Annotated in this window: 15 protein-coding genes; all 15 read left to right on the forward strand. The window is 37.5% G+C overall.

The window, feature by feature from the left end; genetic code table 11:
* The first annotated feature begins 40 nt into the window (after positions 1-40).
* The 15 genes from QZL88_RS20705 to QZL88_RS20775 all read left to right on the forward strand — a co-directional run bounded on the left by QZL88_RS20705 (position 41) and on the right by QZL88_RS20775 (position 16,975).
* Positions 41-1,171 (forward strand): MraY family glycosyltransferase, encoded by a 1,131-nt coding sequence (locus QZL88_RS20705; RefSeq protein ID WP_296944805.1) that lies wholly within the window; start codon positions 41-43, stop codon positions 1,169-1,171.
* A 65-nt stretch (positions 1,172-1,236) separates the two neighbouring features.
* Positions 1,237-2,028, forward strand: coding sequence for a polysaccharide biosynthesis/export family protein (locus QZL88_RS20710; RefSeq protein ID WP_296944808.1), 792 nt, complete (start codon positions 1,237-1,239; stop codon positions 2,026-2,028).
* Positions 2,029-2,068: 40 nt separating this feature from the next.
* Complete coding sequence (locus tag QZL88_RS20715; protein WP_296944810.1) at positions 2,069-4,441, forward strand: polysaccharide biosynthesis tyrosine autokinase; 2,373 nt, start codon at positions 2,069-2,071, stop codon at positions 4,439-4,441.
* A gap of 55 nt (positions 4,442-4,496) precedes the next feature.
* Complete coding sequence (locus tag QZL88_RS20720) at positions 4,497-6,029, forward strand: lipopolysaccharide biosynthesis protein (RefSeq protein ID WP_296944813.1); 1,533 nt, start codon at positions 4,497-4,499, stop codon at positions 6,027-6,029.
* A complete protein-coding gene (locus tag QZL88_RS20725; RefSeq protein ID WP_296944816.1) occupies positions 6,014-6,907 on the forward strand; it encodes an alpha-1,2-fucosyltransferase in 894 nt (297 codons plus the stop codon). The genes QZL88_RS20720 and QZL88_RS20725 overlap by 16 nt, the downstream gene beginning before the upstream one ends.
* A gap of 18 nt (positions 6,908-6,925) precedes the next feature.
* Positions 6,926-7,918 carry a glycosyltransferase family 2 protein gene (locus QZL88_RS20730; protein WP_296944819.1) on the forward strand — a complete coding sequence of 331 codons (993 nt, stop codon included), beginning with the start codon at positions 6,926-6,928 and terminating at the stop codon, positions 7,916-7,918.
* Between the two features lie 69 nt (positions 7,919-7,987).
* On the forward strand, positions 7,988-9,121 hold the full coding sequence (locus QZL88_RS20735) for a glycosyltransferase family 4 protein (RefSeq protein ID WP_296944822.1): 1,134 nt from the start codon (positions 7,988-7,990) through the stop codon (positions 9,119-9,121).
* Positions 9,118-10,329: a glycosyltransferase family 4 protein gene (locus QZL88_RS20740; protein ID WP_296944824.1), complete on the forward strand. Its 1,212-nt coding sequence runs from the start codon at positions 9,118-9,120 to the stop codon at positions 10,327-10,329. Before QZL88_RS20735 ends, QZL88_RS20740 begins: the two co-directional genes overlap by 4 nt.
* A 5-nt stretch (positions 10,330-10,334) precedes the next feature.
* The gene (locus QZL88_RS20745; RefSeq protein ID WP_296944826.1) at positions 10,335-11,486 is read left to right on the forward strand and encodes an O-antigen ligase family protein; all 1,152 of its coding nucleotides are present in this window, start codon (positions 10,335-10,337) and stop codon (positions 11,484-11,486) included.
* Entirely contained in the window at positions 11,464-12,312 is an 849-nt protein-coding gene (locus QZL88_RS20750; RefSeq protein ID WP_296944829.1) for an alpha-1,2-fucosyltransferase, read from the forward strand. The genes QZL88_RS20745 and QZL88_RS20750 overlap by 23 nt, the downstream gene beginning before the upstream one ends.
* Positions 12,302-13,345 (forward strand): glycosyltransferase, encoded by a 1,044-nt coding sequence (locus tag QZL88_RS20755; RefSeq protein WP_296944831.1) that lies wholly within the window; start codon positions 12,302-12,304, stop codon positions 13,343-13,345. Before QZL88_RS20750 ends, QZL88_RS20755 begins: the two co-directional genes overlap by 11 nt.
* Positions 13,342-14,466: a glycosyltransferase gene (locus tag QZL88_RS20760; RefSeq protein ID WP_296944833.1), complete on the forward strand. Its 1,125-nt coding sequence runs from the start codon at positions 13,342-13,344 to the stop codon at positions 14,464-14,466. Before QZL88_RS20755 ends, QZL88_RS20760 begins: the two co-directional genes overlap by 4 nt.
* Entirely contained in the window at positions 14,459-15,520 is a 1,062-nt protein-coding gene (locus tag QZL88_RS20765; protein WP_296944836.1) for an acyltransferase family protein, read from the forward strand. The genes QZL88_RS20760 and QZL88_RS20765 overlap by 8 nt, the downstream gene beginning before the upstream one ends.
* Positions 15,517-16,071, forward strand: a complete 555-nt coding sequence (locus QZL88_RS20770; RefSeq protein ID WP_296944838.1) for a putative colanic acid biosynthesis acetyltransferase — start codon at positions 15,517-15,519, stop codon at positions 16,069-16,071. Before QZL88_RS20765 ends, QZL88_RS20770 begins: the two co-directional genes overlap by 4 nt.
* Positions 16,064-16,975 (forward strand): glycosyltransferase family 2 protein, encoded by a 912-nt coding sequence (locus tag QZL88_RS20775; RefSeq protein WP_296944841.1) that lies wholly within the window; start codon positions 16,064-16,066, stop codon positions 16,973-16,975. The genes QZL88_RS20770 and QZL88_RS20775 overlap by 8 nt, the downstream gene beginning before the upstream one ends.
* The last annotated feature ends 60 nt before the right edge of the window (positions 16,976-17,035 follow it).

Consider the following 17,035-nt stretch of genomic DNA (forward strand, 5'->3'; position numbering starts at 1 on the left):
TACGTCCTACCCGGATACCTTCAAAAAAGTGTGAAAAAATATGGAATTATGTATTTATTGTTTTTTGCCTTTTATCATTAGTTTGTTTTCCTCGTGGTTTCTTATACCCCAGATTCGATTTATAGCACTAAAGAAAAGACTATTTGATATTGTAGATGAAAGGAAAGTACATATGGGTATTATTCCCCGACTGGGCGGTGTTGCTTTTTTTCCAACATTTATGCTCGTCTCGGCTCTGTTTTTATGTGCTTATATTATTTTTAGAGATACACTGGATATCTCTATCGGTATGGAATCTGTAAAAGAATGGATACTAACATTATGTTGTACCATGATACTATACCTGACCGGAATTGGCGATGACTTAGTTGGTCTGCAATATCGGCAAAAGTTTGTTATTCAGGTTTTTGTTGCCTCTATCTTTGTTGCTTCCGGTTTATGGATAAACAATCTATATGGTATTTTTGGCATTTATGATATTTCATTATCGTTTGGTATACCTCTTACCATATTTATTATAATTTTTATCCTCAATGCTATAAATCTTATTGATGGCATTGATGGTCTGGCTTCCGGATTGAGCATGATTGCTTTTCTCTTTTATGGCTGTATATTTATGTATCTTCACTCATGGTTTTATTGTATACAGGCTTTTATTGCATTTGGAATGCTGGTTCCATTTTTTTATTATAATGTATTTGGAAATGTAAAAAGAGGTCGAAAAATATTCATGGGAGATGGCGGCTCGCTTACTATAGCGATGTTACTCTCTGTGTTTACGATAAAGTTATGTTACTTTGAGCCGGAAGTAATGCAGGTACAGATTCCACACTCTATTGTAATAGTATTTTCATTGCTAATCGTACCTATGTTCGATGTGGTACGGGTGGTTATACATCGGCTACGTACCGGATGCAATCCCTTCAAACCGGATAAAAACCATATTCATCATAAATTTCTGGACTTGGGCTTGTCACACAAGTCGACAATGATAGTAATATTATTAATCTCTATATTTTTTGGAGCAAGTAATGTCCTGTTGGCTCCTTATGTAAATATCAATTTTTTGCTAATTTTTGATATTGTTTTGTGGACTGTCATGCATGTCGTGATAACAATGAAAATACGCAAAAAACACTTTACAGAAACAGTAGAAACATGTGATCTTTAGAATAAGTCATATAGCAGTGACTTTCATTAAATAGTAACCGAACAATTTATTAAGTATAGAATTTTATGAGATCTTTAATGGGATTTTTGCCGATTTGTATTTTACTCCTTTCATCATGTAACTCGTCTAAAAATGTTACATATTTTCAGGATATTCCTTTAGAAAAGAATATTTCAATTGTTAAATCTTCCGATATAACAGTCATGCCTAAAGATTTGATTTCGATAGTAGTATCAAGTAAGACCCCTGAACTCGCCACTCTATTCAATTTGCCAAAAGTTTCTTATCAGGCAGGCAGTGCAACCTCAAATGAAAGTGCGGGTAATCAGATTCTGGGTTATACTGTCGACTCGGGTGGTTACATAGATTTTCCGGTATTGGGACGAATTCATGTTGCGGGATTGAACAGGGAACAATTAGCATCGATGATAAAAGAAAGGCTCGTGAAAGAAAATCTGTTAAATGATGCTGTTGTAACAGTCGATTTTCTGAACCTGAAAATATCCGTATTAGGAGAAGTAAAGAGCCCTGGTAAATATAGCATAGACAGAGATCAAATCACACTGCTCGAAGCCATAAGTATGGCCGGCGATCTGACTATCTATGGCAAACGGAATGGCATTCTGGTTATCAGGGAAGCGGATGGAAAGCGTATTACATATAAAATGGACTTACGCTCGTCCGATACATTTTCATCTCCGGCATATTATCTTCGACAAAATGATGTAATATATGTAGAACCTAACAGCACACGCACAGGACAGTCTACGATAAACGACAACAATGTGAAATCCGTTTCTCTATGGATATCAATAGCCTCTTTTGCAACCACTTTAGCCGTTTTAATATTTAAATAATATAAAGAGTATATTACCTGTCATTAAAAGCTTTTTGAAGATGAAAAGAAATACAGAAGAAGATTTTATACAGATACAGGACTTATGGAAAATGTCGGTAGAAAAATGGCATTGGTTTGCTATTTCTTTGACGATATGCCTGATCTTCGCATTCTTGTATATTGCGATTACCTCTCCGGTATACACACGTATGGCAGCGGTACTAATTAAAGATAATTCGGCCAAAGGTGGAATGCTGTCCGATAATATAAATACCTTTTCTGATATGGGATTATTTAAATCCAATACGAATATTAATAATGAGATATTGACTTTCAAATCTCCTCTATTGATGCAGGAAGTCGTACAGCGTATGAAACTGGATGAAGATTATAGCACAAAAGGATTTTTCAGAAACAAGCCTTTATATAAAAATTCACCGGTAATAGTTTCTATTGACTCTACGAATGTAAATGAATCTTTTTCTTTCTATATCGAATTGCTTCCTCAAAATAAGATAAGGCTAGCAAATCTTACTCTTAATGGCGAAGAACTGGATTTTCCGGATGAAGAAATTAACTTATCGGAATCGGTAAATACACCTTTAGGCAGCATTAGAATAAATCCTACCGCCTTTTATTCCAAAGTATATTATAATCAACAGATATTATTTGTGAAATCCAATCTTCGAAGTATTGTGAATCATTATACAAATGCATTGAATGTCGGGTTGAGTAATGAAGATGCCACCATCATAGACATATCCTTAAACGATGTTTCTGCACAACGGGCCGAAGATATTCTGGACACTCTGATCACAGTATATAACAAAAACTGGATTCAGGAAAGGACCCAAATCGCCGTTAATACATCATCTTTCATCGAAGAACGCTTAAATGTCATCGAAAAAGAATTGGGGGGTGTAGAAGATAGTATTTCGAGATTTAAAAGTCAAAACCTGATACCTGATATTCAGGCGGCATCTAACATGTATATGGCGAGATCTAATGAAAACGATACAAAAATACAGGCACTTAGTACCCAACACACTATAGCGAAGTATATTCTTTCACACCTGAAAGATTCACGGACAAAAGATATGTTGTTACCGGCAAATCTGGGGATTGAGGGTACAAACATTGACAGACAAATAAACGAATATAACACTCTGTTGCTTAAACGAAATACTTTACTTGCAAACAGTAGTGATAATAACCCGTTAGTGCTGGACATAAAACAGTCACTGCTTTTTGTGCGCGAAGCCATTATATCGTCTGTAGATAATCTGCTCATCTCTTTGGATACACAAATAAGAAACATACAAAAGTCTGAAACAAAAATCAATGAGCGTATAGCTTCCAGTCCCGAACAGGCAAAATATCTCCTTTCGGTAGAAAGACAACAAGCTGTAAAAGAAGCATTATACCTTTTTTTATTGCAAAAACAGGAAGAAAATCAGTTGTCACAGACTTTCACGGTATACAACACCAAAATAATAACACCGCCATCCGGCAATATGTTTCCAACAACTCCCCGGAAAACATCGATATTACTGGTCGCTGCTGCTATCGGATTCCTCTTGCCTGCTATTATTATAATTATCGTGGAAAATATGACCATAACTCTCAGGGGGCGTAAAGATCTATCCTCTCTATCCTTGCCATTTATAGGCGAGATTCCTCAGATAATAAATGGAAAGAAAAAATTATTATTAAAAAACAGATCGACGAAGAATAGAGATGACATAATTGTAAAGGAAGGGAAAAAAGATTATATGAATGAAGCGTTCAGAGTTATACGTACTAATCTTGATTTTATATTGAGTACAAACGGAGAAGCACAGCAAAAGGTCATCATGTTCACATCTTTCAATATTGGTTCTGGGAAAACATTTACAACAATAAATCTGGCAATAAGTATGGCTATAAAAGGAAAAAAAGTTGTTGTTATAGATCTTGATATGAGAAAAGCTTCGTTAAGCTCATATATAGACTCTCCTTCGGCCGGAATATCCAATTATCTGGGAAAAATGATAGACAATCCTGATCAGATAATACGGAAAGGGGCAATCCATCCCAACCTGGATATTATTCCGGCAGGAACTATTCCGCCTAATCCGGTGGAACTTTTGCTAGATGACAGATTACAACAGTTGCTTGATGAATTAAGGGAAAAATACGATTACATTTTCCTCGATTGTCCCCCTGTCGAAATAGTTACGGACGCTTCTATTGTTGGTAAAGTTACGGATATCACAATATTCGTGGTCAGGGCAGGTTTGATGGACAGAAGAATGTTGCCCGAAATAGAAGAAATGTACCAAAAAGACCAATACAACAATATGACACTACTTCTCAACGGGACACAATACATGCGAGGTAAATACGGATATAACCGCTATGGGTATACTCACGCAGATAACTATCTTGCTTAATAATAGCATGGTAATTGAATATAATTAGATAGACCGGCCTCAAATAATCTCTTCTATGAAATCTGACACGCGGCGAATAGCTCAAAACTCAATTTATCTGTATATACGGATGGCACTCATGATGGGTGTATCTTTATATACTAGCCGTGTTGTACTCGAAAATCTTGGAATAGAAGATTTCGGTATATTCAGTGTAGTAGGAGGGTTGGCTATATTATTTAGTTTCTTCAATAATGCCCTTACTACATCTTCTCAACGGTTCCTTACAGTTTCTATTGGTAAGGATCATGTGGTGGAAACAAAGAAGGTGTTTTCTACGAGTATGAATTGCCACATGATCATTTCGTTTGTGATTCTAATACTTGCCGAAACTATAGGGCTATGGCTTCTAAATACTCAACTGAATATACCTGAGGAGAGAATGTATGCCGCTAATTGGGTTTATCAACTGACGTTGCTTTCTTGCCTTTTGAGTATATTGAACGTACCCTATACAGGCTCCATTATTGCTTACGAGAAGATGTCGTATTTTGCTTGGTCCAGTGTTATCAGCGCCATGCTCAAGCTCGGTGTGGCATGGCTTATTGCGGTAACCGATTCTGAACGTTTGATTTTTTATGCAGTGTTTCTTGTAATTGCAGCTATCATTAAATTCGTGATTGACCGGGTCTACTGTCGTATCCGATTTTCCGTGTGTCACTATAGTTTTCAATGGGACAGGAATTTATTTAAAGAGATGATATCTTTCACAGGTTGGAACATTCTGAAAATGGGAGCGGTAATGGGTGTGTCTCAAGGGAATAATATGCTTATAAATATTTATGGAGGTACAGTCGCAAGTGCAGCCATGGGAATTGCTAACCAAGTCAATGGAAATGTATATGGATTTATGCAAAATGTACAGACGGCATTCAATCCGCAGATTACAAAAACGATAGCATGCAATCAAACAGAGGATTATCAATCATTAATCCGGATGTGTGCAAAAATCTCTTCCTATCTCCTTTTTTTTCTTGCAGTTCCTCTTGTTCTGGAAATGGATATTATTCTGAAATTATGGTTGAAAGAAGTTCCTCTCAATACAGAAATTTTATGTGTATTCTCTATTGTGTCTGTTTACCTCGATTCGTTAATTGGTCCTCTCTCGGCTGCCGTGATGGCACATGGTGCAATTCAACGGTATCAGATTGTGACTTCTGTTTTATGGCTGATCTCTATCCCTGCAGCCTGGTTGTATCTCCAAATAGGGATGCCCTTCGAGTATATTTTGATATCAAAGATTATCGCTCAAGTCATAATATTAGGTTATTCTCTATATTTTCTTAAAAAAAATATCGTTTTTGAAGTAGCATCATTTATCAGAAATGAATGCCTTACAACCTTGGCCGTTTTAGTAAGTAGTATCTATCTCAGTTATCTTATAATAAGCAATTTTCATTATTCGGTTTGGGCTAATTTAATATTGTCTGTCATATCATCATGGGCAATTCTAATAATTATAATATTAGCGATTGGACTCACATGTAAAGAAAGAATCGCTATTAAAAATCTGCTGTTAAAAAAATTAATTGCATGGAAAAAGTTGTAAGATTTATATACGGGGGAGGCTTAGGCAATCAATTATTCCAATATGCAGCAATGCTTTATATAGAGAAGAATTTTCCAGAAGTGAAAATTATACCCGATTTTGACCAATATTGCTACGATTGTTTTCATAACGGAATCGAAGTTCAGAAAATTTTCCACACAGATTTTACCGAAAAAATTAATAAGACTGAATATTTGCGGAAGTCTTATAATAAAAAAGAATCTAAGATACGTCGTATAGCCAGAATTGCATGGCATAAATTGTTAGGATATAAGACTTTTTATAATTCAGCTATAATTACCCCCAATAAAATAGCAAAGATTATTGAAAACAATGAAAAAATGATATTTGCCGGATTTTTTCAAAATGATACATTTGCTTCTGTAGTAAAAGAACGTTTATACCGGGACTTTATACAATATCCCTCCCTGGGAACGGATAATGACGGACTTCTTGCCCGAATAAAAGAACGGGACAGTATCAGTCTACATATTCGCAGGGGGGATTACATCGGGCTTCCCCTTTATGATGTCTTTAATGGTACAGAATATTATCAGCGGGCAATCTCTTATTTTAAAATAAAATATCACAATCCTGTATTTATAATATTCTCCGATGATATTACTTGGGTTAAAGAGAATCTCATTATTGAGTGTGATTGTGAATATGTGGATTGGAATAATGGAGAAGATTCTTTCAAAGACTTGATTTTGATGGTGCATTGCGCTCACAATATAATAGCTAACAGTAGTTTCAGCTGGTGGGGTGCATGGCTCAATCAGAATCCCGCTAAAATAGTTATCTCTCCCCAAAATTGGTTTATAGGAAAACCGAGCGATGAGGTTGTGCCTAGCGATTGGTTGAGGCTTAATAATTAAACAGAATAGTATAATCCTATGATTTCTATTATAGTACCGGTATATAATGTAGAAAAATATATTGTCGAATGTATAGAATCTATATTGGTACAAACATATACAAACTGGGAATTATTTCTAATAAACGACGGCAGCACAGATTCTTCCGGTGATATTTGCCAAGGCTATGCCCATAAAGACAACCGCATTGCATATATCAGGACGCAAAACCGGGGTGCATGCCATGCCAGAAATACAGGTTTGGAGAAGGCTAACGGAGAATACATATTCTTTATGGATTCGGACGATATGCTAATACCTGATACATTACAGATATTGTTTGACAAATTTGCTATTGCTGAAGTCGGGCTTGTTTGCGGCGAATGTCAAGCTATGTATGAGGATGGAAAAGATTATAACTATAAACGGCCTGTTTTCCCTGATAAAATAACGGCAGGCAATCAAATGCTAAAAGATATATTGACTTATAATACGTTATGTTCGATATGGGGAAAACTATATAAGAAGGATCTTATCGCATCAATAAAGTTTGAGGATAATTTAAAATTGGGTGAAGATATCCATTTCCTTACTACTTTATTTAGCGAAAGATCATGTTCTGTTTTGAGATGCCCGGAGAAAATCTACCGTTATCGTATATTACAAAATTCAATTTCACATTCAAAACAAGCCTCTCTTATTGGTGAAATTCAGAACTATATCGAAAACATGATTCAACTTCGTATTAAGTATAACAAATATATTTCTAAAAACTGTGCTGAAGAGTTCTCTTATAACGTTTGTTATAATATACTGTATTGCATATACTTAACGGGTCTAATGAAAAGGACTGAACGTTGGCAGCTTGACATGTTAAAATCTGAAGTTCTATATATTAAGACTATTGACGATGGGCTTACACAGGATATAAAGTCATTACTGAGATCTGATAAACCCGGTATATCATGGACTTTGACATTCCGCCACTTTACTGGTTATGTTAAAGGTGTAGCGCGTAAGTTTACGAAGTAATTTAATATTCGGTACAGATATTCTATAAATCTAAAAGGGTAGGAGAAGACTCCTATTAAATAACAAAGAATGATGCGCGTTCTTTTTATCTCACATTATCCGGGGCTTGGCGGTGCTAATCTTTCGATGATCCATTTAATAGAACATCTGAGAATATATGGTATCGTACCCTTAGTCTTTATACCTGCCCATGGGCCGATAGAAGTAGAACTTCAAAAAAGAGGAATAGCATATGAAATACACCGGTATGCCTCATTACGTACTGTGGACAAGGGCACCGTATACAATGCATTAGAAGCCGTTTTGAGAGTGGCTGTCAACATCGGGCAGTCTATCAGATTATCCATCAAACTGCGAAACAAAATAGATCTGATCCATTCAAATTCCAGTTTAGTATTCTTAGGTTGGTTTTTAAAAAAAATAATGAGAAAGCCATTAATTTGGCATCTACGGGAATTTGGGCGTGGCGACTACGACCTATGTTTACCATTGGGAAGAAAAATCTCTGCTAAATGTTATGAAGACGCTGATGTCATGGTCGCAATTTCCCAATCGGTTGCAGACTATTATATGCAATCAATATGCCCCGAGGCCAATATGAGGACGATATATAATGGTATAGATGAGAGTAGTGTTCTACCCCGTTTTATCCGGAAGGAAGATAAGATAGCAATATGCATGGCTGGAGGTATAAGCGAACAGAAAAATCAGATAGAATTAATCCGTGCTGTCCGTTTAATAAAAAATAATAATTTCAGAATTGACATAATTGGGGATGGTGATAAAAAATATATCGACAAACTGAGATTAATTATCAAAGAATACGGATTAGATGATGTGATAAGATTTATAGGCCCAAAGGGTAATATCGGTGCTATTCTCAAAAATTACAGTATTGGCATTATTACATCAAAAAATGAGGCTTTTGGCCGGGTAATTATCGAATATATGTTGGCAAAACTTGCTGTGATAGCTCCTAATGCCGGAGCATGTACAGAATTGGTGTGTAATGGACAAACCGGATTTGTGTACGAGCTTGGCAATGCGTCCGACTTGGCAAATAAGCTCCAATTACTTATTCAAAATGGCACTGAACGTAACCGTGTAGCTTTATCGGGCTATGATATGGCGATCAATCACTATACGGCCCGGATAAATGCGCAAAAAGTTTATATGCTGTATAAAGAAGTTATGAAAGTATGATTTATTTGGTAATAACGCCATTTTTCCCACTTCCCGGTCACTATTGGGGCGGTTATGTATATGATCAGGTGAAAGCTATTATCAATACCAATAAGTATGAGCGTATAATAGTACTGCGTAGTATGAGCCTGAACAAAACATTCAATTACCAATTTGAAGGGATAGATGTTATTGGTTTGCCAATGTTTCAAATGCCTTCTATGGTGATGAACGGCTTACAAGGTTTATGGAACGTTCGGATGCTGAAACAAACCCTGGAAAAACACTCAATTAATATATCCGATATTATTGTTGCTCATATCCATACAGCAGGTTTTGCATATTATGCAACATCTTTGAAGCAGTGGAACAGGCAAATCATTACGCTGCTCCAGCATCACGACCTGGATCCGATAGGGATAAATAGTGGCAAGTTATCGGATAAGAAATGGAATATCCGGATAAAAGCACGAATTGCTTACCATCATTTTAAAGATGTTGATTGTCATGTATGTATCAGTGAGTCGTGTGAAACGAATCTTCGCATGTTTCCTAAGATAAGAAAAGAAGAGAAATACGCTCCATACATCAATAAACTTCTTAAAATGCAGGGATTAACACATCCTCCGGTTAATAATGTTTATGTATTGTATAACGGGGTCGATTGCAGTAAGTTCTTCCCTATGGTAGCAGACAGAGCAACTGAAGATTTTGTTATTGGCTGCATCGGCCGCTTTAATGATCTTAAAAATCAGATGACACTAATAAAAGCGGTTGAGTATCTTTATTGTAATGGAGAACGGGATATTCGATTGAAACTTATGGGAACCGGACCGCTAAGAAATTATTGTGAGCAATATATAAAGGATCAAAATCTACAGGAAATAATCAGTTTCGAACCGGAATGTGCACATAATCAATTGTTCCGTTTCTATAACTCCATAGATTTATTTTGCCTACCCTCTTATTTTGAAGGCTTCGGGTGCATCTTCACTGAAGCTTATGCCTGTGGTAAGCCATTTATGACTTGCAGACATCAAGGGGCGGAAGCCCTATTAGACGAAGAGACGAAAAAGCATTTTATGCTTAGCGACCCCACCGATTACATAGCATTGGCAAATCTTATTAGTGATTACAAGGAGAAGCGTTATCCATTTGTATTAACAAAACCCCACGATATAAACAGACTCATGGATACTTTCTGTAAATGGTTGGAAAATTACAAATAAACGCTATGAGTGCAATCGGTAAATACGCTTTATTACTACTTTTGATAGGGAATCTGGCCAGTCAATATGTCCCTTTCAATCCCATAGCCGGCATAATTTTTTATGGTACTCTTGTATTAGGTGCTATGTATTGTATATATAACTGTAAAGGACTTTTTATAAAAGATAATATTAAAGCTGTTTCTTTTATTTTTGTTTTTGTCACTATCTACCTTTTATATCAATTCACTTTCGGACTATTTTATATTGAAAAAATAAGCCTGATGTATCTTGCAGCAAAGATAACGGTTCTACTCATTATCTTTTGGGGTATTACGCTCCATTATGAGTTCTATTATCGTAAGATAATACCTTATTTATCTATTACAATAGCTATTCTTATAGTCTATGGGCTTTTTTTCCATAATTATATTGTTCATGGACGTTTTACTCTGGGCTTTGGTAACCCAAACAGTACGAGTGCCATAGCAGCCATTGGGTTTGCAGCATTTTTATTAATAAAAATGCCAAGTAAATACATAAGCATTGCAGGTGTAATAATATGCCTGTTTGGAGTTCTCGCCGGTGGAAGCCGTGCTTCTATAATGGTGTGTATGATTGCTTTATTTTTCAAGTATAGATTTTCGGTAAAAACAGTTGTTTTGATTATCGGATGTCTGCTTATCGCTCTTTATATAATCCCTATGACGGGATACAAAGTAATCGGACTGGATAGAATCATGGATGTTTTTGCAAACGGAAACTTTGTCGGGTCACGTCAGGATGTCCGAAGAGCCACAATGATGATGATTAACGAGCATCCGGTTATAGGCTGGGGCTTAAGAACGGGTATCCAGGGAGAGGCTGCTAAACTTACCACAATGGGGGCGCATAACGGCTATTTGGATACGATAAAAGCTATAGGATATCCATATGCGGCTATTTTATTTGGAGCATGCATATACATCTTTTATCGTATGCGGTTATTGTTCAAAGAAAAATCACCATACGTGAAGTTTCATCTGTTTGTAATAATATCCGTTTTGTTGGCTGCCATGTATGAGTCATATATAATAGGTGTAAATCAGATTATTACAAATCTGCTGTTTGTGTCAGTCGCTGTTTTGGAATATCGTTGTTATTATAATATTCAAGATGAAGACACTGAAGAACATTAATTTGTACGATTATCCTCGACTTTCAGATAAAGATTTCGGCTGGATAAGGCTTTCCGGGCCGGGGCTGGCTAATTGTATGTTTGTTGCGGCCCGCGCATATATCAATTCCCAAATATACGGGACTACGTTTATTGCACCCACCTGGTGTAAAATAAGTATTGGGCCATGGCTTCGCGACGAAAAAGACAAACGGATATATAACCGTTTGTTTGAGAGTATAGGTATTTCCGGAACTAAAAAGTTGGTATTGATAATAAAAAGCCGCTTGTTCAAAACTTCCAATATAAGAATTGTTTCGGGGCTTGCTGATTATTTCGTTGATTTGAACAGGCACTATCCGCTAGTTAAAGATTATTTTGATAAAATAGTAAGAGAAGAAACTATCTCTAACGTATCGGAAGCTCAACTGTCCAACACAATAGCAGTTCATGTCCGTTTAGGCGATTATAGCCCTGAATACCGGATTGATATAGATTGGTATAAAGGAATAATTGAAAATATTCTGATCGAAAATAAAAAACAGCGATTCCTCGTTTTTTCAGATGGAACAGACAACGAACTGGCACCCCTTCTAAAGATATCTAATGTGAAGCGGGTATTCTTCGGAAATGCTTTCGCCGATATATATGCCATCAGTAAATGCAAGTTTACAATAGCTTCAGATTCTACCTTCTCGGCATGGGGTGCCTTTCTGGGGCAAAAACCGATTATTTTCAGCCGAAGGCATTTCCCTCCGGTATATCGGGGCGATATTCCCGAGTCGGTTTTAGGACAATCCACTGAAATCCCCAATAAGTTTAAAAATTTGCTGAATTATGAAACGTAAATATGACTTTGTGTATCTAACGAATACACCTTCGTTTTACAAACTTAATCTTTGCAACGAAATAGCCGGAAGTCACACTCTGCTGTTAGTACTTTATGGTTACGATACGGAAGCTGTGAACGCAAAACTTAATGATAAAAAAGACTGGAAGTTCGACTTCGAATTTATATACAATGGAAATGCCCGGCGGCATAATATGGTTCTGTCATTCTTCCGTCTCTTGAAGTTGATGAAATCGATTGATACAAAAAAAATATTGTTTGCCGGTTGGTTAGCACCCGAATATAATTTATATAGTTTCATATCGCCGAGACGAAAGAATGTTATGGTCTGTGAATCCTCCGTTTTCGATGTGTCATTTGCCGGACTTGCCGGATGGGCAAAGCGTAGAATTATTAATCGTATGAATGCCACATTACCATCGGGACAACCTCATGCCGAACTATTCAAGTCCGTTGGATTCAATGGAACACAACATATTACCGGAAGTGTAGGCATATTCCATAAACCCGGAAAGAAGCCGAAAGTATGCCACAATCCATTGCGATATATTTATGTAGGACGATTGATAGATGCAAAAAATATAGATTTACTCATAGATGTCTTCAACCGGAACGGGAAATTTTTAACCATTGTAGGGCAAGGTATATTAGAAAGCGGATTGAAAGCTAAAGCAAAAGGCAATATTACATTTACCGGCTTTGTCGATAACCATAAACTAGGCGGGGTATATCAAGCTCACGATGTCTTTATTCTTCCATCGAAATACGAGCCGTGGGGATTGGTCGTCGAAGAAGCGATCTATTGGGGACTACCTGTTATTGTCAGCGATAAAGTTGGCAGTTCGGTCGATCTGGTTAAAAATTTAGGTACCGGTTGTATTTTCCAGTCCGGAAACAGTGATGGATTGATCGATGCTATAGCTGATATGGAAATTAATTATCAAAAATACAAACATTCGACTGATAGAGTGTGCTTTGCAGAGCGGGACAGATTGCAGATTCTCACTTATCTAAAACTTCTTGAAGAATGAAAGTTCTGCAAACAATTGCGGGGCTCAGTGCGAAATCGGGTGGAGTCTCAACCTGTGTCTATGACCTTATCTCAGCCATCCGGAACCAGGCAGGAGATGTCGATCTCCTCACTCCGCAAGTCACCCTGCTAATGGGGAACGAACCATGGATAAAAGCGCTGCCATATGATTATATATCGCCTTATGGTTTTTCGCGTAATCTTACACGGTTTCTAGAGCAGAACAAATACGATATTTACCATACTAACGGACTTTGGATGCACATCAACCACACCACGTGTAGTATTGCCAGAAAGAAAGGAAAACCGTATATTATCACACCTCATGGCATGCTCTACCCACAGGCTTTAGCACGGTCGGCGTGGAAAAAGAGACTGCTATTAAACCTTGGATTCAGAAAAGATATTGCAGAAGCTGCGGTTATTCAGGCAACATGTATGGATGAATTTCTTTATTATCGTGATTTGGGATTTACCAATCCGGTAGCCATAATTCCTAATCCGGTACCTCACCCGACTTGTTTGTCCAAAATAGAAACTGTACGGGACAAACGAAGAATTGGTTATCTGGGTCGTCTGCATCCCCGAAAAAGAGTGAAGGAGCTGATAGAGGCCTGGATATTACTTGGCTGCAACGTCAACGATGCGGAGTTGATAATAATGGGGGTAGGGGAGCAGTCTTATGAGCGGGAGTTACACAATCTGGTTCGAAAAAAGGGGCTTAAGAATGTGATTTTTACTGGATTTATTCAGGGGAAAGAGAAGTTTGAAAAATTAGCCTCCCTTACTGCTCTATGTGTTCCAAGCGACTTTGAGAATTTTGGGATGATTATACCTGAGGCTCTCTCTGCCGGGACACCAGTTATTACAAGCAGAGGTACTCCATGGCAGATTCTTAATGAACGAAAATGTGGCTGGTGGATCGACAATGATGTAGCTACGCTTTCCTCAGCAATTCAACTGGCATTTTCTAAAACCGATATAGAAATAGCTGAAATGGGGCAATATGGAAGAATACTCGTTGAAGAAAATTTCAGTGATGAAAGAGTGGCAAAAAAAATGCTCCGCCTTTACGACTATATATCTGATGGAGGGGAAAAGCCTGAATTTATATATGAATAAAATATCACCCTATCTGAGTCAGAAACTTCGTATATTGTCTTTTGTGGCAATACTCATGGTAATATATGCACACATGTATTATACCGAAGGGGTGGCCTATGACATTCTTCGTTTCTTCGAAACCTTTATCGGAGATGGCCTGTGCCTTGTAGCAGTCCCTTTGTTCTATGCGATTTCCGGCTATTTGTTTTTTGGGAAAGTACCTGACGGTATCCGTTCCATTTTCCCGAAAATGCGTAAGCGTATACATACATTGCTTATACCTTACTTTTTAGCCAATACGCTAACATTCCTTTTCTATATCACGCTGAATTTCATTGCACTGAACATTCCAGCAATTGATTCTGTTTTAAATTTCAGAGTATTGAATACTATCAATAAAGGATTAATTGAAACATTGGCCCTCACATACATCAGTCCGCCTATTGCATTTCAGTTATGGTTTGTCCGTAATTTAATGGTAATAATATTATTTTCACCTTTTATCTACCTATGGCTGCATTATACAGTAAAGGCAAAAACTAAGTACGGTCTCACCTCTTACATTATTATTTGGTTCCTTTTATTTTTGTTTGGTGCCGGAAATGGTTATACCGTAGCATTGATATGGTTTTCATTAGGTGGATTCATGGCCTTATCCACAATAGAATTTCATTGGACAATAAGAATACCGGATGTTGTTTTCTTATCTGTTTATCTTTGTTTGTCGGTGTTTCATGCCTTAAATCTGCTCTCCCCGATAATAACTCAGTGGATTCCTCTTTTTGGTATTCCGGCTATTTGGTTTAGCTATGACCGGCTGACGCGTGGAAAATTGATAAAGAACCGGATTCCGGGTGAACTGTGTAGCTACACATTCTTTGTCTACCTGATCCACGAGCCACTTCTCAATATATTCAAGAAGCTACCACTACTGATTTCCAAAAATGAATATTGGATGACAGCTTGCTATCTGCTGATCCCGATAATATTCGTTATTGTGGCCTGCATAATCGGGCATTATTTTAAGAAATATATTCCAAAATTCTATACTATTTATACAGGTGGAAGATGAATGAAATTGACTTATCCAAATATGTAAACCCATTCGGGACGAAGCATCAGGCTATACGTTTTATATGGTCAATTGTTTGGGCACTCTTTGCCAGTTGGCTACCACGTAGCCTTGGTAGCAAATGGAAGCGTTTTTTACTCCGGTTTTTTGGTGCGGAGATAGATGCAACCGCCGTGATTTATTCATCTGCAAGGATATACTATCCGGCAAATCTGATAATGGAACATTATTCTTGTCTGGCTTCGGAGGTAAATTGCTACAATGTCGCCCTTGTTAAAATCGGAGCAAATTCAACAGTATCGCAAGGAGCTTATCTCTGTACAGCAAGCCATGATATAACTAATCGACTGCACCCATTGATTACAGCTCCTATCGTCATAGAAGATCAGGCATGGGTCGCTACGGGTGCTTTTGTGGGCATGGGAGTTACTATTAGGCAGGGGGCAGTTGTGGGTGCCTGTGCCGCCGTATTCAGGGATGTGGAACCATGGACAGTAGTCGGTGGTAATCCAGCTAAATTCATAAAAAGAAGAGTTATACAAGATGCTTGACCTTACGGTTATTATTCTTACCAAAGACGAACAATTGCACATCAAACGGTGCTTGGAGTGTGTAAATCAATTAGCCCGGAAAATATATGTAGTGGACTGTTTTTCTACAGACAGAACGCAAGAAATAGCCCGTTCGCTTGGAGCTGAAGTAGTGGAAAAGCAATGGCCGGGTAATCAGGCGGCACAATTTAATTGGGCTTTGAAACATCTTTCCATTGACACAGAGTGGGTTCTACGGTTAGATGCCGATGAATATCTTTTACCTGAACTAATTGAAGAACTGCAAAATAAAATCCCCCTTGTAACACAGGATGTTACCGGTATTGTGTTCAATCGCCGGCATATTTTCATGGGGCGATGGATGAAGCGAGGCATTTATCCGGTAAAAATGCTCAGAATGTTTCGCAAAGGAAAGGCGGTATGTGAGCAGCGACTGATGGATGAACACCTCAGGATTTCAGAAGGACGAACGCAGGAATACGAGAATGATTTCTGCGATCATAACCTCAATGATATATCATGGTTTTGCCACAAGCATGTAAATTATGCAATACGTGAGGCTGCCGAAATGCTTGATCTGGAATATAATCTGTCTGGTTTTACCAGTGAAGGTACAACCAATGGACTTAGTGAGCAAACGTTGGAAAAACGGCAAAAAAAACTCAAATATGCTTGTCAACCACTGTTCTGGCGATCCTTCACTTACTTCATGTATCGCTATATTATCAGGGGTGCATGGCGAGAGGGTAAGGAGGGCTTTATCTTCACCTTTATTCAGGGGTGGTGGTATCGGACATTAGTTGATGCCAATATATATGAAATAAAGAAGAAATGTGGAATGGACAAAGAGAAAATTTGCAATTTATTAGCGGACAAATATCATATTTCCATAAGAAAGCGCTGAATATTATAGAACTCGATATAGTAAAGGTCCCGCTATATCTTATATTTACTGTTGAAGTTA

It is taken from the genome of uncultured Dysgonomonas sp., from assembly GCF_900079725.1.
Taxonomy (GTDB): domain Bacteria; phylum Bacteroidota; class Bacteroidia; order Bacteroidales; family Dysgonomonadaceae; genus Dysgonomonas.

Excerpts from the sequence above, each read along its gene's own strand:
- QZL88_RS20705 (WP_296944805.1), top strand. The coding sequence starts at position 41 with ATGGAATTATGTATTTATTGTTTTTTGCCTTTTATCATTAGTTTGTTT.
- QZL88_RS20710 (WP_296944808.1), top strand. The coding sequence starts at position 1,237 with ATGAGATCTTTAATGGGATTTTTGCCGATTTGTATTTTACTCCTTTCA.
- QZL88_RS20715 (WP_296944810.1), top strand. The coding sequence starts at position 2,069 with ATGAAAAGAAATACAGAAGAAGATTTTATACAGATACAGGACTTATGG.
- QZL88_RS20720 (WP_296944813.1), top strand. The coding sequence starts at position 4,497 with ATGAAATCTGACACGCGGCGAATAGCTCAAAACTCAATTTATCTGTAT.
- QZL88_RS20725 (WP_296944816.1), top strand. The coding sequence starts at position 6,014 with ATGGAAAAAGTTGTAAGATTTATATACGGGGGAGGCTTAGGCAATCAA.
- QZL88_RS20730 (WP_296944819.1), top strand. The coding sequence starts at position 6,926 with ATGATTTCTATTATAGTACCGGTATATAATGTAGAAAAATATATTGTC.
- QZL88_RS20735 (WP_296944822.1), top strand. The coding sequence starts at position 7,988 with ATGATGCGCGTTCTTTTTATCTCACATTATCCGGGGCTTGGCGGTGCT.
- QZL88_RS20740 (WP_296944824.1), top strand. The coding sequence starts at position 9,118 with ATGATTTATTTGGTAATAACGCCATTTTTCCCACTTCCCGGTCACTAT.
- QZL88_RS20745 (WP_296944826.1), top strand. The coding sequence starts at position 10,335 with ATGAGTGCAATCGGTAAATACGCTTTATTACTACTTTTGATAGGGAAT.
- QZL88_RS20750 (WP_296944829.1), top strand. The coding sequence starts at position 11,464 with ATGAAGACACTGAAGAACATTAATTTGTACGATTATCCTCGACTTTCA.
- QZL88_RS20755 (WP_296944831.1), top strand. The coding sequence starts at position 12,302 with ATGAAACGTAAATATGACTTTGTGTATCTAACGAATACACCTTCGTTT.
- QZL88_RS20760 (WP_296944833.1), top strand. The coding sequence starts at position 13,342 with ATGAAAGTTCTGCAAACAATTGCGGGGCTCAGTGCGAAATCGGGTGGA.
- QZL88_RS20765 (WP_296944836.1), top strand. The coding sequence starts at position 14,459 with ATGAATAAAATATCACCCTATCTGAGTCAGAAACTTCGTATATTGTCT.
- QZL88_RS20770 (WP_296944838.1), top strand. The coding sequence starts at position 15,517 with ATGAATGAAATTGACTTATCCAAATATGTAAACCCATTCGGGACGAAG.
- QZL88_RS20775 (WP_296944841.1), top strand. The coding sequence starts at position 16,064 with ATGCTTGACCTTACGGTTATTATTCTTACCAAAGACGAACAATTGCAC.